This is a genomic window from Pseudomonas sp. YuFO20, from assembly GCF_035064975.1.
Taxonomy (GTDB): Bacteria; Pseudomonadota; Gammaproteobacteria; order Pseudomonadales; family Pseudomonadaceae; genus Aquipseudomonas; species Aquipseudomonas putida_AE.
This window is the reverse complement of the sequence record NZ_JAXDEO010000013.1, coordinates 50,299-65,853: the sequence shown is the minus strand read 5'-3', so window position 1 is coordinate 65,853 and position 15,555 is coordinate 50,299. Positions and strand designations below refer to the sequence as shown.

18 protein-coding genes are annotated in these 15,555 nt (G+C 60.0%); all 18 read left to right on the top strand.

Annotated elements, in window-relative coordinates:
- Nucleotides 1–121 precede the first annotated feature (121 nt).
- The 18 genes from trmJ (at nucleotide 122) to bamB (ending at nucleotide 15,382) form a co-directional block, all read left to right on the top strand.
- A complete protein-coding gene (gene trmJ, locus SOP85_RS09615) occupies nucleotides 122–892 on the top strand; it encodes a tRNA (cytosine(32)/uridine(32)-2'-O)-methyltransferase TrmJ (RefSeq protein ID WP_274077269.1) in 771 nt (256 codons plus the stop codon).
- A gap of 2 nt (nucleotides 893–894) precedes the next feature.
- Nucleotides 895–1,671 carry a serine O-acetyltransferase gene (cysE, locus tag SOP85_RS09610; protein WP_323605692.1) on the top strand — a complete coding sequence of 259 codons (777 nt, stop codon included), beginning with the start codon at nucleotides 895–897 and terminating at the stop codon, nucleotides 1,669–1,671.
- 285 nt (nucleotides 1,672–1,956) lie between these two features.
- Entirely contained in the window at nucleotides 1,957–2,448 is a 492-nt protein-coding gene (gene iscR / locus SOP85_RS09605; RefSeq protein WP_007903581.1) for a Fe-S cluster assembly transcriptional regulator IscR, read from the top strand.
- Nucleotides 2,449–2,498: 50 nt separating this feature from the next.
- On the top strand, nucleotides 2,499–3,713 hold the full coding sequence (locus SOP85_RS09600; protein ID WP_034150842.1) for an IscS subfamily cysteine desulfurase: 1,215 nt from the start codon (nucleotides 2,499–2,501) through the stop codon (nucleotides 3,711–3,713).
- A gap of 101 nt (nucleotides 3,714–3,814) precedes the next feature.
- Nucleotides 3,815–4,201, top strand: a complete 387-nt coding sequence (gene iscU / locus SOP85_RS09595; protein ID WP_046820395.1) for a Fe-S cluster assembly scaffold IscU — start codon at nucleotides 3,815–3,817, stop codon at nucleotides 4,199–4,201.
- Between the two features lie 34 nt (nucleotides 4,202–4,235).
- A complete protein-coding gene (gene iscA, locus SOP85_RS09590) occupies nucleotides 4,236–4,559 on the top strand; it encodes an iron-sulfur cluster assembly protein IscA (protein ID WP_003227904.1) in 324 nt (107 codons plus the stop codon).
- An 8-nt stretch (nucleotides 4,560–4,567) separates the two neighbouring features.
- The gene (hscB, locus tag SOP85_RS09585; protein WP_323605699.1) at nucleotides 4,568–5,089 is read left to right on the top strand and encodes a co-chaperone HscB; all 522 of its coding nucleotides are present in this window, start codon (nucleotides 4,568–4,570) and stop codon (nucleotides 5,087–5,089) included.
- A gap of 51 nt (nucleotides 5,090–5,140) precedes the next feature.
- A complete protein-coding gene (gene hscA, locus SOP85_RS09580; RefSeq protein ID WP_274077267.1) occupies nucleotides 5,141–7,003 on the top strand; it encodes a Fe-S protein assembly chaperone HscA in 1,863 nt (620 codons plus the stop codon).
- 2 nt (nucleotides 7,004–7,005) lie between these two features.
- The gene (gene fdx / locus SOP85_RS09575; RefSeq protein ID WP_274077266.1) at nucleotides 7,006–7,347 is read left to right on the top strand and encodes an ISC system 2Fe-2S type ferredoxin; all 342 of its coding nucleotides are present in this window, start codon (nucleotides 7,006–7,008) and stop codon (nucleotides 7,345–7,347) included.
- 14 nt (nucleotides 7,348–7,361) lie between these two features.
- A complete protein-coding gene (iscX, locus tag SOP85_RS09570; protein ID WP_274077265.1) occupies nucleotides 7,362–7,562 on the top strand; it encodes a Fe-S cluster assembly protein IscX in 201 nt (66 codons plus the stop codon).
- A gap of 195 nt (nucleotides 7,563–7,757) precedes the next feature.
- The gene (gene ndk, locus SOP85_RS09565) at nucleotides 7,758–8,183 is read left to right on the top strand and encodes a nucleoside-diphosphate kinase (RefSeq protein WP_024014216.1); all 426 of its coding nucleotides are present in this window, start codon (nucleotides 7,758–7,760) and stop codon (nucleotides 8,181–8,183) included.
- A gap of 28 nt (nucleotides 8,184–8,211) precedes the next feature.
- Nucleotides 8,212–9,354 (top strand): 23S rRNA (adenine(2503)-C(2))-methyltransferase RlmN, encoded by a 1,143-nt coding sequence (rlmN, locus tag SOP85_RS09560; RefSeq protein WP_274077264.1) that lies wholly within the window; start codon nucleotides 8,212–8,214, stop codon nucleotides 9,352–9,354.
- A 16-nt stretch (nucleotides 9,355–9,370) separates the two neighbouring features.
- A complete protein-coding gene (gene pilW, locus SOP85_RS09555) occupies nucleotides 9,371–10,129 on the top strand; it encodes a type IV pilus biogenesis/stability protein PilW (protein ID WP_323605702.1) in 759 nt (252 codons plus the stop codon).
- A complete protein-coding gene (locus SOP85_RS09550; protein WP_274077262.1) occupies nucleotides 10,129–11,118 on the top strand; it encodes a RodZ domain-containing protein in 990 nt (329 codons plus the stop codon). Before pilW ends, SOP85_RS09550 begins: the two co-directional genes overlap by 1 nt.
- A 3-nt stretch (nucleotides 11,119–11,121) precedes the next feature.
- A complete protein-coding gene (ispG, locus tag SOP85_RS09545) occupies nucleotides 11,122–12,231 on the top strand; it encodes a flavodoxin-dependent (E)-4-hydroxy-3-methylbut-2-enyl-diphosphate synthase (protein WP_003185136.1) in 1,110 nt (369 codons plus the stop codon).
- A gap of 34 nt (nucleotides 12,232–12,265) precedes the next feature.
- Nucleotides 12,266–13,555 carry a histidine--tRNA ligase gene (gene hisS, locus SOP85_RS09540; RefSeq protein WP_110660895.1) on the top strand — a complete coding sequence of 430 codons (1,290 nt, stop codon included), beginning with the start codon at nucleotides 12,266–12,268 and terminating at the stop codon, nucleotides 13,553–13,555.
- Nucleotides 13,556–13,596: 41 nt separating this feature from the next.
- Entirely contained in the window at nucleotides 13,597–14,238 is a 642-nt protein-coding gene (locus SOP85_RS09535) for a tetratricopeptide repeat protein (RefSeq protein ID WP_274077261.1), read from the top strand.
- A complete protein-coding gene (gene bamB / locus SOP85_RS09530) occupies nucleotides 14,231–15,382 on the top strand; it encodes an outer membrane protein assembly factor BamB (protein ID WP_274077260.1) in 1,152 nt (383 codons plus the stop codon). Before SOP85_RS09535 ends, bamB begins: the two co-directional genes overlap by 8 nt.
- The last annotated feature ends 173 nt before the right edge of the window (nucleotides 15,383–15,555 follow it).

The window sequence follows — 15,555 nt, the reverse complement described above, 5'->3', positions numbered from 1 at the left end:
GAAAGCCGGGCATTCTATCAGAAAGTTTCTACAGGAGAAGGACGACGTTCGCTTTCATGGCTTAACGGTAGCTACAGCTGTAAGATTCGGCTCCCGATTATCGTGTTCGAGAGCGCCTCCCTTGCTGCAAAACATTCGTATCGTCCTGGTCAATACCAGTCATCCGGGCAATATCGGCGGGGCTGCGCGTGCCATGAAGAACATGGGCCTGTCGCGCCTGGTGCTGGTTGAGCCGCGCCTGTTCCCGCACCACGAGGCCGATGCCCGCGCTTCCGGTGCCGGTGACATCCTTGAAAACGCGCAAGTCGTCGCCACCTTGGAAGATGCCCTGGTCGGCTGCAACCTGGTGCTCGGCACCAGCGCCCGCGACCGGCGTATTCCATGGCCGCTGCTCGATCCGCGCGAATGCGGCACGAAGGTGGTCGAGGAAGCCGGGCAGGGCGCCGAGATCGCCCTGGTGTTCGGTCGTGAAGATTCCGGCCTGACCAACGAAGAGCTGCAGCGATGTCATTATCACGTGCACATCCCATCAGACCCTGAGTTCAGCTCGCTGAACCTTGGGGCAGCGGTGCAGGTGTTGAGTTATGAAGTGCGCATGTCCTTTTTGGCAGCCCAAGGTCAGCCGACCAAGGTCGAGAAGGAAGAAGTGGCATCGGTCAAGAGCGCTGAGCTGGCGACCATGGATGAGCTGGAGCGATTCTATGAACACCTGGAGCAAACCCTGGTGGCCATCGAATTCCTCGATCCGGAAAAACCACGGCACTTGATGGCGCGCCTGCGCCGGTTGTACGGACGCAGCTCGGTCAGCCGGGCGGAAATGAATATTTTGCGTGGCATCCTCACGGAAACCCAGAAAGCGGCCCGTGGTGAGCTTCTTAAGCGGAAGGATTAATGATGTTTGAGCGTTTGCGTGAAGATATCCAGAGCGTATTCCATCGAGACCCGGCGGCGCGTAACGCTTTTGAAGTCCTGACTTGCTATCCCGGTATGCATGCCATCTGGATTCACCGTCTGTCGGCCATGCTGTGGCGCGCGGACCTGAAATGGCTGGCGCGGCTGGTGTCGAACTTCGGTCGCTGGCTGACCGGGATCGAGATCCATCCGGGGGCCAAGGTGGGTCGGCGTTTCTTCATTGACCATGGCATGGGCATCGTCATTGGTGAAACCGCTGAAATCGGCGATGACGTGACCATTTATCAGGGCGTGACCCTGGGTGGTACCAGCTGGAATAAAGGCAAGCGCCACCCGACGCTGGGTGATGGCGTGGTGGTGGGTGCCGGCGCCAAGGTACTGGGGCCGTTCACGGTGGGTGCGGGTGCCAAGGTCGGCTCCAATGCCGTGGTGACCAAGGAAGTGCCGCCGGGCGCCACTGTGGTGGGGATTCCGGGGCGGATCATCGTCAAGCCCGACCAGGAGCTGGACGCCAAGCGCAAGGCCATGGCCGAGAAGATCGGTTTCGATGCCTACGGTGTGACCGAAGACATGCCGGACCCGGTGGCTCGCGCCATCAACCAGCTGCTTGACCACCTGCAGGCGGTCGATGGGCGCCTGGAGGGGATGTGCGGGGCGTTGAAGGATCTGGGCAGTAATTACTGTGCGAAAGATCTGCCTGAGCTGCGCGAAGAAGACTTTGCCTGCGTAAAAGACAAAGACCAAACCCAGGCCGGTTGATGTCCCGTAGGAGCTGCCGCAGGCTGCGATCTTTTGATTTTGATTTTAAAAGACAAGATCAAAAGATCGCAGCCTTCGGCAGCTCCTACGGGGGTTGTATTCGCAATTGCGGGTCGTAAACAGAAAAGTGCAGTACGCCGACCGGTGTGCCATTACGCCGCAGACCCTGCTATGATGCGCCCGCTCTTTTGCGGGTAAACCTGACTAAAGTACTAGGTCTTATAGTTGACTTAAATACTCGGGAATTGCATACTCGCCTCATTCCGAACTCCGTGGTAATTGTCCATGCGACTGACTACAAAAGGCCGATACGCCGTGACCGCCATGCTCGACCTGGCGTTGCACGCGCAGCACGGGCCCGTGTCCCTGGCCGATATCTCCGAGCGCCAAGGCATCTCCCTGTCCTACCTTGAGCAGCTGTTTGCCAAATTGCGCCGCAGCAATCTGGTGTCCAGCGTTCGCGGTCCGGGCGGCGGTTACCAGCTGTCTCGCGACATGCAGGGTATCCAGGTCGCCCAGGTGATCGATGCGGTGAACGAATCGGTCGATGCGACCAAATGCCAGGGCCAGGGTGATTGCCATCAAGGCGACACCTGTCTGACCCACCACTTGTGGTGCGATCTGAGCCTGCAGATTCACGAATTTCTGAGCGGTATCAGCTTGGCTGACCTTGTGACTCGCCGTGAGGTGCAAGAAGTAGCCCAGCGTCAGGATCAACGCCGTTGCAACAGCAAGGCGCCACGCCTGGACAAGATTGAAGCGTCCGCCGTCGAATGACAGCCAGAGAGCTAGCGGCACGCCAGCCAGCCTGATTTAGGAGATAGTCCATGAAATTGCCGATTTACCTTGATTACTCAGCGACTACCCCGGTTGATCCGCGTGTCGCGCAAAAGATGAGTGAATGCCTGCTGGTCGACGGAAACTTCGGTAACCCGGCGTCCCGTTCCCACGTGTTTGGCTGGAAAGCCGAAGAGTCCGTCGAAAACGCTCGTCGTCAGGTGGCCGACCTGGTCAATGCCGACCCGCGCGAAATCGTCTGGACCTCCGGTGCCACCGAATCCGACAACCTGGCAATCAAGGGTGCGGCACATTTCTATGCCACCAAAGGCAAGCACCTGATCACCACCAAGATTGAGCACAAGGCTGTCCTCGACACCATGCGCCAACTGGAGCGTGAAGGTTTCGAAGTGACCTACATCGAGCCTCGCACCGACGGCCTGGTTACCCCAGAGATGATCGAAGCCGAGCTGCGTGACGACACCATCCTGGTTTCGGTCATGCACGTGAACAACGAAATCGGCACCGTCAACGACATCGCTGCGATCGGTGAACTGCTGCGTTCCAAGGGCATCCTGTTCCACGTCGACGCCGCCCAGTCCACTGGTAAGGTCGAGATCGACCTGCAGAAACTGAAAGTCGACATGATGTCGTTCTCCGCCCACAAGACCTACGGTCCTAAAGGCATCGGCGCCCTGTACGTAAGCCGCAAGCCGCGTGTTCGCATCGAAGCGACCATGCACGGCGGCGGTCACGAGCGCGGCATGCGTTCGGGCACGCTGGCGACCCACCAGATCGTCGGCATGGGCGAAGCGTTCCGTGTGGCCAAGGAAGACATGGCTGCCGAAAACGTGCGCATCAAGGCCTTGAGCGACCGTTTCTACAAGCAGGTCGAGCACCTGGAAGAGCTGTACGTCAACGGCAGCCTGACCGCCCGCGTTCCGCACAACCTGAACCTGAGTTTCAACTACGTTGAAGGCGAGTCGCTGATCATGGCGCTCAAGGACCTGGCGGTTTCGTCCGGTTCGGCCTGCACCTCGGCGTCCCTGGAGCCTTCGTACGTACTGCGCGCCCTGGGCCGCAACGACGAACTGGCACACAGCTCGATCCGCTTCACCTTCGGCCGTTTCACCACCGAAGAAGAAATCGATTACGCCGCGCAGAAGGTTTGCGAGGCCGTTACCAAGCTGCGCGCTCTGTCGCCGCTGTGGGACATGTACAAAGACGGCGTCGATATCTCGAAGATCGAGTGGGCGGCACACTAAATATAGAAGCCGCCAGATACAGCTCCTGTAGCGACGCGGCGACTGACGCAGCGCAGCTACAGGGTCTCAAGAGCGGCCCTGATGAGTGAGGATTGAGAATCATGGCTTACAGCGAAAAGGTCATCGACCACTACGAAAACCCGCGTAACGTCGGCAAGATGAATGCCGAAGACCCGGATGTCGGCACCGGCATGGTCGGCGCCCCGGCATGCGGCGACGTGATGCGCCTGCAGATCAAGGTCAACGAAGCCGGCATCATTGAAGATGCCAAGTTCAAGACCTACGGCTGCGGTTCGGCCATCGCTTCCAGCTCCCTCGCCACCGAGTGGATGAAGGGCAAGACCCTGGACGAAGCGGAAACCATCAAGAACACCCAGCTGGCTGAAGAGCTGGCCCTGCCGCCAGTGAAAATCCACTGCTCCGTGCTCGCCGAAGACGCCATCAAGGCTGCCGTTCGCGACTACAAGCAGAAGAAAGGCTTGATCTGACTTTCAGTTTTTGGCGACGAGTAAGGAGTCACCGATGGCTATCAGCATGACAGAAGCGGCTGCTCGACACGTGCGGCGCTCCCTCGACGGGCGCGGCAAGGGTGAAGGGATCCGCCTGGGTGTTCGCACCACAGGCTGTTCCGGCCTTGCCTACGTGCTGGAGTTTGTCGACGAGGTGGTTGCAGAGGACCAGGTGTTCGAGAGTCACGGCGAGAAAGTGATCATCGACCCGAAGAGCCTGGCCTACCTGGACGGCACCGAGCTCGATTTCGTCAAGGAAGGGTTGAACGAAGGCTTCAAGTTCAACAACCCCAACGTGCGCGGTGAATGTGGCTGCGGCGAAAGCTTCAACATCTGAGGCTTGTCGTGGGTACTCCTTGTCATTTCGCTTTATTCGAGCTGCAACCGAGTTTCAACCTGGATCTCGACCAGTTGGCTACGCGCTACCGTGAGTTGGCGCGCAGTGTTCATCCGGACCGCTTTGCCGACGCTTCCGAGCGGGAGCAGCGGCTGGCGCTGGAGCAATCCGCGAGTCTCAACGAGGCCTACCAGACGCTCAAGAGTCCACCCAAGCGCGCGCGTTACCTGCTCGCCTTGAATGGTGGCGAGCTGCCGCTGGAGGTCACGGTGCATGATCCGGAGTTTCTGCTGCAACAGATGGAGTTGCGCGAAGAGCTCGAAGACCTGCAGGACAGCGCCGACCTCGATGGCGTCGCCGTCTTCAAGCGCCGCCTCAAGGCTGCCCAGGATGAACTGAACCAAAGCTTCGCAGCTTGCTGGGACGATGCCGTGCACCGCGAACAGGCCGAACGCCTGATGCGGCGCATGCAGTTCCTCGACAAGCTCACCTACGAAGTGCGCCAGCTGGAAGAGCGCCTCGACGATTAACCCAGTGCCGCTCCGGTCGCACGCCTGATATACAGATAAGTCCTGATAACGATGGCCCTACTGCAGATCGCCGAACCCGGCCAAAGTCCTCAACCGCACCAGCGTCGTCTGGCTGTGGGGATCGACTTGGGCACTACCAATTCGCTGGTCGCTGCATTGCGCAGTGGTCTTTCCGAGCCCCTGGCCGACGCGCAAGGGCAGGTTATCCTGCCGTCCGCCGTGCGTTACCACGCCGATCGCGTCGAAGTTGGCGAATCCGCCAAGCTGGCGGCCGCCACCGATCCCCTGAACACCGTGCTGTCGGTCAAGCGCTTGATGGGTCGTGGTCTGTCCGACGTCAAGCAGCTGGGTGATCAACTGCCGTACCGCTTTGTCGGTGGCGAGTCGCACATGCCGTTCATCGACACCATCCAGGGCCCGAAAAGCCCGGTGGAAGTGTCCGCCGATATCCTCAAGGTCCTGCGTCAGCGCGCTGAAGCGACCTTGGGCGGTGAGCTGGTCGGCGCGGTGATCACCGTTCCGGCCTATTTCGACGACGCCCAGCGCCAAGCTACCAAGGACGCGGCCAAGCTGGCCGGCCTGAACGTGTTGCGTTTGCTCAATGAGCCGACCGCAGCGGCGGTGGCCTACGGTCTGGACCAGCATGCCGAAGGCCTGGTGGCGATTTATGACCTGGGCGGCGGCACCTTCGATATCTCTATTCTGCGCCTGACCGGCGGTGTCTTCGAAGTCCTGGCTACCGGCGGCGACAGCGCCCTGGGCGGCGATGACTTCGACCACGCGATCGCTGGCTGGATCATCGAGAGCGCCGGCCTGTCCGCCGATCTCGATCCGGGCGCGCAGCGTCAACTGCTGCAAACCGCCTGCGCGGCCAAAGAAGCGCTGACCAATGCCCCGTCGGTCGAAGTGGTTCACGGCGACTGGAAAGCCGAGCTGACCCGCGAAGCCTTCGATGCCCTGATCGAGCCGATGGTCGCCCGCAGCCTGAAAGCCTGCCGCCGCGCGGTACGTGATTCCGGTGTCGAGCTGGAAGACGTGCATGCGGTGGTCATGGTTGGCGGCTCGACCCGCGTGCCGCGAGTTCGCGAAGCCGTGGCTGAAGCCTTCGGTCGTCAGCCCCTGACCGAAATCGACCCGGATCAAGTGGTGGCCATCGGTGCCGCGATCCAGGCCGATACCCTGGCCGGCAACAAGCGCGATGGCGACGAACTGTTGTTGCTGGACGTGATTCCGTTGTCCCTGGGCCTGGAAACCATGGGCGGCCTGATGGAGAAGGTGATTCCACGCAACACCACCATTCCCGTCGCTCGCGCTCAGGACTTCACCACTTACAAAGACGGCCAGTCGGCCATGGCGATCCACGTGTTGCAGGGCGAGCGCGAGCTGATCAGCGACTGCCGCTCCCTGGCGCGCTTCGAATTGCGCGGTATTCCGGCGATGGTGGCGGGTGCGGCTAAGATTCGCGTGACCTTCCAGGTCGATGCCGATGGTTTGCTCAGTGTTTCCGCCCGCGAACTGGGTTCGGGCGTGGAAGCCAGCATCCAGGTCAAGCCGTCCTACGGCCTGACCGACGGCGAAATCGCCAAGATGCTCAAGGATTCGTTCCAGCACGCCAACGACGACAAGGTTGCCCGCGTACTGCGTGAGCAGCAGGTCGACGCCCAGCGCCTGATCGAAGCGGTGCAGGCGGCTCTTGAGGCTGATGGCGAGCGTTTGCTCGACGCCGACGAGCGCCTGGTCATCGACTTGCAGGTGCAGGAACTGACCGAACTGATGAAAGGTACCGATGGTTTCGCCATCGAGCAGCAGACCAAGCGTCTGTCGCAAGTGACCGACGCCTTTGCTGCCCGCCGCCTGGACTCGACGGTGAAAGCCGCGCTGGCGGGGCGCAACCTGAATGAGATTGAGGAATAACGATGCCGCAGGTCATTTTTCTGCCACACGAAAAGTTTTGCCCGGATGGCATGGTCGTGGAGGCTGAGCCAGGTATTTCCATCCTCGAACTGGCTCATGAACACCATATCGAGATGGAAAGTGCCTGCGGCGGCGTCTGCGCCTGCACCACTTGTCACTGCCTGATTCGCGAGGGTTTTGACTCGCTGGAAGAAGCTGACGAGCTGGAAGAGGACTATCTTGATCGGGCCTGGGGGCTTGAGCCTGTGTCCCGCCTGGGCTGCCAGGCCAAGGTCGGCACCGAAGACCTGACCGTTGAAATTCCGAAGTACTCGCTCAACCACGCAGCCGAAGCGCCGCACTGATTCAAGGAATTGTCATGAGTCTCAAGTGGACTGATGTGCTGGAAATCGCGATCCAGCTGGCTGAAAGCAAGCCTGAGGTCGACCCTATGTCGGTCAACTTTGTCGATCTGCGTAAATGGGTGATGGAATTGCCCGAATTCGACGACAAGCCTGAGCATTGTGGCGAGAAGATCCTGGAGGCCATTCAGGCCCACTGGATCGAAGAACGCGAGTAGGAGCTGACTCGCGAAGCGAGGCTGCGATCTTTCCGGTGCCACTTGAATCTCAAGCGAAAGGCCAGGATCAAAGGATCGCAGCCTTCGGCAGCTCCTACAGAGCGGGCGACCTGTACACAGTTAGGCAATACCCAAGAACCCGCGTATAATTCGCGGGTTTAATTTTTCGCAAATTACCGTTTCTGGAGTTACACCATGGCTGTTCAACGTACTTTCTCCATCATCAAGCCTGACGCAGTTGCTAAAAACGTGATCGGCAAGATCACCACTCGCTTCGAAGACGCTGGCCTGCGCGTTGTAGCTTCGAAACTGAAGCAACTGTCCAAAGCCGAAGCCGAAGGCTTCTACGCTGAGCACAGCGAGCGCGGTTTCTTCGGCGACCTGGTTGCTTTCATGACCTCCGGTCCGGTTGTTGTTCAGGTTCTGGAAGGCGAAAACGCTATCGCTCGCAACCGTGAGCTGATGGGCGCTACCAACCCTAAAGAAGCAGCTGCCGGCACCATCCGTGCTGACTTCGCTGAATCGATCGACGCCAACGCTGTACACGGTTCGGACTCCGAAGCCGCTGCCGCTCGCGAAATCGCATACTTCTTCGCAGCTACTGAAGTAACCACTCGCTAAGCATTGGCTTAAGAGTGAAGGTGAATCCATGACTACATCGACTGTAAAAACCAACCTGCTGGGTCTGACTCAACAGGAAATGGAAAAATTCTTCGACTCAATCGGGGAGAAGCGTTTCCGTGCCGGTCAGGTAATGAAATGGATTCACCACTTTGGCGTCGATGATTTCGACGCCATGACGAACGTCAGCAAGGCCTTGCGCGAAAAGCTCAAGGCTGTTGCTGAGGTCCGTGGTCCGGAAGTGGTCAGCGAGGACATCTCCAGCGACGGCACCCGTAAATGGGTGGTGCGCGTGGCGTCCGGCAGCTGCGTCGAGACCGTGTATATTCCCCAGGGCAAACGCGGCACCTTGTGCGTTTCGTCCCAGGCAGGCTGTGCCCTGGATTGCAGTTTCTGCTCCACCGGCAAGCAAGGCTTCAACAGCAACCTCACCGCCGCCGAAGTCATCGGCCAGGTGTGGATTGCCAACAAATCCTTTGGCAGCGTCCCGGCAACCGTCGACCGTGCCATCACCAACGTGGTGATGATGGGCATGGGTGAGCCGCTGCTGAACTTCGACAACGTCGTCGCGGCCATGCACCTGATGATGGACGACCTGGGCTACGGCATCTCCAAGCGCCGTGTGACCCTGTCGACCTCCGGCGTGGTGCCGATGATCGATGAGCTGTCCAAGCACATCGACGTCTCCCTGGCGTTGTCCCTGCACGCACCGAATGACGCATTGCGTAACCAATTGGTGCCGATCAACAAGAAGTATCCGCTTAAGATGCTCCTCGAGTCGTGCCAGCGCTACATGTCGTCTTTGGGCGAAAAGCGCGTGCTGACCATCGAGTACACCTTGCTCAAGGACATCAACGACAAGGTCGAGCACGCGGTCGAGATGATCGAGTTGCTGAAAAACATCCCGTGCAAGATCAACCTGATCCCGTTCAACCCGTTCCCGCATTCCGGGTACGAGCGGCCGAGCAACAACGCCATTCGCCGGTTCCAGGATCAGCTTCATCATGCCGGTTTCAACGTCACTGTTCGCACCACCCGTGGTGAAGACATCGACGCGGCCTGTGGTCAATTGGTAGGGCAGGTGCTGGATCGCACCCGTCGCAGCGAACGTTATATCGCCGTGCGTGAACTCAACGCCGACAACGATATGGCGTCGAACGCTGCGAAGTAATCAAGAGAGGATCTCCATGTCCCTGCGCTTTGCGCTGCTTTTGCTACTGGCCAGCCTCTGTGCTGGCTGTGTGCTTTCGGGCGACTACAACCCGATGAAGACGAGCAAAGGCCGTGACGAGGCGCGCGATGCCTACGTGCAACTGGGCATTGGTTATTTGCAACAAGGCATGACTGAGCGCGCCAAGGTGCCCTTGAAAAAGGCACTGGAACTGGACGCCGCCGACCCGGACGCCAATGCGGCGCTGGGGCTGGTATTCCAGGCCGAAATGGAGCCCGACCTGGCTGACCGGCATTTTCGCAAGGCGCTGTCTTCCCGCCCCACCGATGCGCGAATCCTCAACAACTACGGCAGTTTTCTCTTCGAGCAGAAACGTTACAAGGAAGCCTACGAGCGCTTCGAACAGGCCGCCGCCGATACCCTGTATCCTGAGCGTTCACGCGTGTTCGAGAACCTGGGCATGACGGCCTCGATGCTCGGCCAGCGCGAGTTGGCCCAGCAACAACTGGAAAAAGCACTGCGCTTGAATCGACAACAGCCTCGTGCATTGCTGGAAATGGCTGAGTTGTCTTACGAAGACAGGCATTATGTGCCCGCGCGTGACTATTACGATCGTTTTAGCCTGCTTACCGAGCAAAATGCACGTAGTCTATTGCTCGGCATTCGCCTGGCCAAAGTGTTTGATGATCGCGACAAGGCCGCCAGTGCTGGCCTGCAATTAAAACGACTCTATCCCGGTACACCGGAATATCAGCAATACCTGTCGGAGCAATGATGAAAGCGGCGCATCCTGAAGTTGTAGCAGCGAATCGCGTTAACCCCGGTGAGACCTTGCGCCAGGCCCGCGAAAGCAATGGCTGGTCGCTGGCCGAAGTGGCCCTCAAGCTCAACCTGACCGTCAGCTCCCTGAGCAATCTGGAAGCCGGTGCTTTCGACAAGCTGCCGGGGCACACCTTTGCCCGCGGTTACATTCGCGCCTATGCCAAATTGCTCGGCATGGACCAGGCCGTCCTGGTCCAGCAGTTCGACCAGTCCACCGGTACCGATTCCAAGGGCAGCAACGTGCACAGCCTGGGCCGTATCGAAGAGCCGGTGCGTGTGTCCCATACCATTCTGCGCATTGTCAGCCTGTTGCTGCTGGTGGCCGTGGTGGGTGGCGGTTTTGCCTGGTGGCAGGACCAGACTTCGCAGCGCACCAAGGATGTGGTCAGCCTGACCCCGGAACACGTTGAAGTAGAAGGCGCCGACGGCACCACCCAGATTCATCCGCTGGATGAGCCGGAAGACCAGGCTGTCGCGGAAGGTCAGACGGATAATGCAACGGCCCTGGCGTTGCCACAGGCCGAAACCGCGACCCCGGCACCGGCTGAAACGCCAGCGCCTGTTGCGCCAGTTACTGCTCCGATCGTCGCCACACCTGCAACACCAGCGCCGGCTGCTCCTGTCGCTGCAGCACCGGCTGCTCCAGCTGTGCCAGCGCCAACCGCTGCCGCTCCGGCGCCAGCAGCGCCTGCGGTAGCAGGCCAGGGCCAGGTGCAATTGCAGTTCACCGCCGATTGCTGGACCCAGGTGACCGACGGCGCCGGCAAGGTGCTGTTGAGCGGTCTGAAGCGTAAAGGCGATAGCGTTTCCGTCAGTGGCAAGCCGCCGTTTTCCGTACGCCTGGGCTACGCCCGTGGCGCTCAGGTCAGCTACAACGGCCAGGCGGTCAATGTCGCTCCGTTCACCAGTGGCGAGACTGCTCGCCTGAAGTTGGGTCAATAAGTCATGCACGGCGAATCTCCAATCAAACGTCGCGAATCACGCAAGATCTGGGTCGGTAACGTTCCTGTTGGCGGCGATGCGCCCATCGCTGTGCAAAGCATGACCAACAGCGACACCAACGACGTCGCTGCGACCGTTGCCCAGATCAACCGTCTGGAAGCCGCGGGCGTCGATATCGTGCGGGTGTCCGTGCCGGACATGGACGCCGCCGAGGCTTTCGGCAAGATCAAGCAGCTGGTCAAAGTACCTTTGGTTGCCGACATTCACTTCGACTACCGCATCGCGTTGCGCGTAGCCGAACTGGGCGTCGACTGTCTGCGGATCAACCCGGGCAACATTGGTCGCGAAGACCGCGTGCGCGCGGTGGTCGATGCCGCCCGCGATCGCGGCATTCCGATCCGTATCGGCGTGAACGCCGGTTCCCTGGAAAAAGACCTGCAGAAGAAATACGGCGAGCCAACCCCGGCCGCGCTGGTCGAATCGGCTCTGCGTCACGTCGAACACCTTGAACGCCTGAACTTCCAGGACTTCAAGGTCAGCGTGAAGGCCTCCGACGTGTTCATGGCCGTCGAAGCCTACCGCTTGCTGGCCAAGGAAATCGTCCAGCCATTGCACCTGGGGATTACCGAAGCCGGTGGTTTGCGTTCAGGCACAGTGAAATCTGCCGTGGGCCTCGGTATGCTGCTCGCCGAAGGGATTGGCGATACCATTCGCATCTCGTTGGCGGCTGACCCGGTCGAGGAAGTGAAAGTCGGCTACGACATTCTCAAGTCCCTGCACCTGCGTTCCCGTGGCATCAACTTCATCGCCTGCCCGAGCTGCTCGCGGCAGAACTTCGATGTGGTGAAAACCATGAACGAGCTGGAAGGGCGCCTCGAAGACCTGCTGGTGCCGCTGGATGTCGCGGTCATCGGTTGCGTGGTCAACGGCCCCGGCGAAGCCAAGGAAGCCCATATCGGCTTGACCGGCGGCACGCCAAACCTGATTTACATCGACGGCAAGCCGTCGCAGAAACTGACGAATGACAATCTGGTGGATGAGCTTGAACGCTTGATCCGCCAGAAAGCGGCCGAGAAGGTCGAAGCTGACGCAGCGGTTATCGCGCGCGGCTGAGCCCGACTGAGCCGAACGAAATTAAGGATTTAATGTGAGCAAGTCTCTGCAAGCCATTCGTGGCATGAACGATATCCTGCCCGAACAGACCCCCCTGTGGCGTCATTTCGAAGGCACCGTTTCGCGTTTGCTGGATAACTACGGTTACAAGCAGATCCGCATGCCGATCGTCGAGTTCACCGAGCTGTTCAAGCGCTCCATCGGTGAAGTGACCGACATCGTCGAAAAAGAGATGTACACCTTCGACGACCGCAACGGCGACTCCCTGACCCTGCGCCCTGAAGGCACGGCGGCCTGCGTGCGTGCGGTGCTCGAGCACGGCATCACCGGCGGTGGCCAGGTGCAGAAACTCTGGTACATCGGCCCGATGTTCCGCCACGAGCGTCCGCAGAAAGGCCGTTATCGCCAGTTCCACCAGATCGGTGTCGAGGTGTTCAACCTCGACGGTCCGGACATCGACGCCGAGCTGATCGTGCTGACATGGCGCCTGTGGGGCGAGCTGGGCATCCGCGATGCGGTCAAGCTCGAACTCAACAGCCTGGGCACCAGCGAGTCCCGTGGTCGCTACCGTGAAGCGCTGGTCGAGTACCTCTCGGCGCATCTGGACAAGCTCGACGAAGACAGCCAGCGCCGCCTGAAAACCAACCCGCTGCGGGTTCTTGATACCAAGAACGCCGACACTCAAGCGGTACTGGTCGATGCGCCGAAAATGGCCGACTACCTCGACGAAGAATCCCGCGTGCACTTCGAGGGCCTCAAGGCTCGCCTGGACGCCGCCGGCATTCCTTACGTGATCAACCCGAAGCTGGTTCGCGGGCTGGATTACTACAGCAAGACCGTTTTCGAATGGGTCACCGACAAGCTCGGCGCCCAGGGTACCGTGTGTGCCGGTGGTCGTTACGACGGCCTGGTCGAGCAGATGGGCGGCAAGCCTACTGCCGGCGTCGGTTTCGCCATGGGCATCGAGCGCCTGGTGCTGCTGCTGGAAACACTTGAGCAGATCCCTGAAGAAATCTCCCGTCAGGTCGACGTCTATCTCTGCGCCTTTGGTGAGGCCGCCGAACTGGCCGGCCTGACCCTGGCCGAGCGCGTGCGCGACCAGTTGCCCAACCTGCGCCTGCAAGTCAATGCCGGCGCCGGCAGCTTCAAGAGCCAGTTCAAGAAAGCCGACAAGAGCGGTGCGCTGTACGCACTGATCCTCGGTGACGACGAGATGGCCCAGCAAGTGGTAGGTTTCAAACCCCTGCGTGGCCAGGGCGAACAACAAAGCATTGCCTGGGATGCGCTTGCCGCTCACCTGGCCACCTGCGTCGTGCAGGGTTGAAGCTGTCTTAACAGCCGAATTAGCGATTAAGGAGTATTGGGGTGTCGAGTACCGAAGACGAACAGCTGGCGGATTTTAAGGAATGGTGGTCACGCAACGGCAAGCCCCTGGTTACTGGCGGCCTGTTGGCGCTGGTCATCGTGTTCGGTTGGCAGGCGTTCCAGAAGTATCAGAGCAACCAGTCGCAAGGCGCCTCGATGCTCTATCAGCAATTGCTCGAAACCACGCTGACCCCTGACGGCAAGCCCGATGCGGCGCGTGTTTCGGACCTGGCTGGCAAGCTCAACAGCGAGTTCGGCGGCAGTGCCTACGCGCAATACGGCAGCCTGTTCGTGGCGAAAGTCGCGGTCGACAGCGGCAAGCTCGATGACGCAGCCACCGAACTGAAAGCCATCATCGCCAAGCCGGCCAACCCGGCACTGGGCGAAATCGCCCGTCAGCGCCTGGCGCAGGTACTGGCCGCGCAGGACAAGGCCGATGAAGCCCTGAAACTGCTGGAAGGCGATGCCGACAAGGCGTTCCTGGCCACTCGCGAAGAACTCAAGGGTGACCTGCTGGTGCAGCTGGGTCGTCCCGACGAAGCACACGCGGCGTATCAAAAAGCCAAGGCGGCACTGTCGGACGAAGCGGCGGTCGGTGGCCTGCAAATCAAGCTGGACGACCTGGCCAAAGGGGATGCGTGACGTGATTCGTTGGAAGCATGCAGCATTGCTGGCCCTGGCCATTTTGGCCGCGGGTTGCAGCAGCAACAGCAAGAAAGAATTGCCACCGGCCGAGTTGACCGACTTCAAGGAAGAAGTGGTCCTGCAAAAGCAGTGGAGTCGTTCGATCGGTGACGGTCAGGGCGAAACCTACAACATGCTGGTTCCGGCCATCGAAGGCGATACCATCTATGCCGCCGATGTCACCGGTGTGGTGATGGCGCTGGATCGCAGCAACGGCGACGTCAAGTGGAAGAAAGATCTCGAACTGCCTGTTTCCGGCGCCGTTGGCGTGGGTTACGGTCTGCTGCTGATCGGTACGATCAAGGGTGAAATCGTTGCCCTGGACGCCATCAACGGCGAAGAGAAATGGCGCGCTCGCGTGTCCAGCGAAGTCCTCGCTCCGCCGGCCAACAATGGCGATGTGGTCGTGGTCCAGACCCAGGACGACCGTTTGATCGGTCTGGATGCCGCCACCGGCAACCAGCGCTGGTTGTATGACAGCACCCCGGCGGTGCTGACCCTGCGCGGTACCAGCGCACCGATCGTGACCAACCGCCTCGCGGTGGCTGGCTTTTCGACCGGTAAAGTGGTCGCTCTCGACATTTCCAACGGCGTGCCGGTGTGGGAACAGCGTGTAGCAATCCCGCAAGGTCGTTCGGAACTGGAGCGCGTGGTCGACATCGACGGCGGCTTGCTGTTGTCCGGCGAGACCATCTATGTCGCCAGCTATCAGGGTCGCGTTGCGGCACTGGACCTGCAAAGCGGCCGTCAGCTGTGGCAGCGTGATGCTTCCAGCTACGCCGGTGTCGCCCAGGGTTTTGGCAGCGTCTACGTGAGTCTGTCTTCGGGCACCGTTGAAGGCGTCGACGAGCGTTCCACCACAGCCTTGTGGAGCAACGATTCGCTGGCCCGCCGCCAACTGTCGGCTCCGGAAGTGTTCTCCAGCTACGTTGCAGTGGGTGACCTGGAAGGTTACCTGCACCTGTTGAGTCAGGTGGACGGTCGCTTCGTCGGCCGTGAGCGCATCGACAGCGACGGCCTGCGCGCGCGTCCGCTGGTGGTGGGTGACACGATTTATGTGTATGGCAACAGTGGCAAGCTGGAAGCCCTGACCATCAAGTAAAGGTTTGACTATGCTTGGGGTTAATCCCCCAGGCTGCTTCACCGTTTGTAGGGCTGTAGGAGCAAGCTTGCTCGCGATGGACGTCAACGATTACGTTGGCGATCTGGAGAAACGCGGTGTCCTGGCGTTTTTCGCGAGCAGGCTCGCTCCCACAAAAAACACACACGGTGATT